Genomic DNA, 1,175 nt, shown 5'->3' on the forward strand with positions numbered 1-1,175 from the left:
CGCTCTTTACTTCGGGAGACATCGTGTCCGTCTATGTTGGCGACCAGACCAGAGCATCTCAGCGTCCCGTCCGGTGAAGCGGCCTCTAAGCCCACCTCACGATTCGGTCAACAGGGAAGAGTAAGAAAAATGCCATAAGGCTGTCTGGCCGGGGCCAGGCCTCGTGGAAAGCCCGGAAATCCACCGATCTTGTCCTGGATAACAGGCCCTCTGAAAGTTTCGACGCCTGTGAGACCGGCGGGTCAATCTGCCATTGGAGTGGATTAAATGGCTATTATGGGCCCAGTGAGCCTCACCCGGAGATGACCTCATGCCGACTCGCACCGGCCCATCCGGCCCGGTGATGTGCGGATTGAGGACGAATGCCCCCTGGTTGTCGCCGGCCCTTTTTCGATCCGGCTTTCTGGGCCGGGCCGCTAACCCGCACCGCGTCAGCGGGACGGGGTGCAGGGTGCGTCGTCAAACTTCTGAATGTTGCGAAGCGCCCGCCGGGTGCGACGAGAAGAACCCTCCCGGTCTCTGCGGCGGGTTGCGGACATGGTACTCTGTGGCTGAAGGAGTTTGCGCCATGGGTGCTTCGATCGAAGTCCGCCGCTTTGAGACCCCGGATGAACGTCTCGACATGAAAGCCGCCGGGGGGATTTCAATCATCAAGATGCAGGACGGCAGCGCCGGCATGCAAGCGGTCTTTGAGCCGGGTTGGTCGTGGGAGAAGGACGAAAAGCCCCTGCTCGGCTCCCCGGATTCCTGCCCCGTTTCCCACACGGGATATTGCGTGAGCGGCGAGCTCGTCGTCCAGATGGTCGATACCGGTTCTGAAACCCATATTACCAAAGGCGATTTTTTTGAGATTCCGCCTGGTCATCACGCTCATGTAGAGGGCGCCGAACGGGTCGAATTAATCCTGTTCGCGGCGCCAGACGGTCCGCACTGAGCGCTTGGTCTGCTGCCCATCCGGCGGGACGACTGCGGATGTTCCGCGCTGCCCTGGCGCGGCGTCCCGAGCGCAGGGCCCTTGCCGAATTCATCAACCTGGATCGAGCTTCCCCCCTCTACATCGGTTACGCTTGTCGTTCAGTTGTCAGGCGTCGATTCAGCGGCTTGTCCATAACTGCATTCTATTCCGCCCCGCCAAAATGACAAAACCCCGCCTTGAGGCGGGGTTTTATTGGTTG

1 protein-coding gene is annotated in these 1,175 nt (G+C 60.3%); it reads left to right on the forward strand.

From position 1 onward, the window contains the following. Positions 1-568 precede the first annotated feature (568 nt). Positions 569-934, forward strand: coding sequence for a cupin domain-containing protein (locus tag ACQKOE_RS16530; RefSeq protein WP_427513784.1), 366 nt, complete (start codon positions 569-571; stop codon positions 932-934). The last annotated feature ends 241 nt before the right edge of the window (positions 935-1,175 follow it).

Source organism: Novosphingobium sp. NPDC080210 (genome assembly GCF_050281025.1).
GTDB lineage: Bacteria > Pseudomonadota > Alphaproteobacteria > Sphingomonadales > Sphingomonadaceae > Novosphingobium.

Coding starts and splice junctions, on each gene's coding strand:
- ACQKOE_RS16530 (WP_427513784.1), top strand. CDS start 569: ATGGGTGCTTCGATCGAAGTCCGCCGCTTTGAGACCCCGGATGAACGT.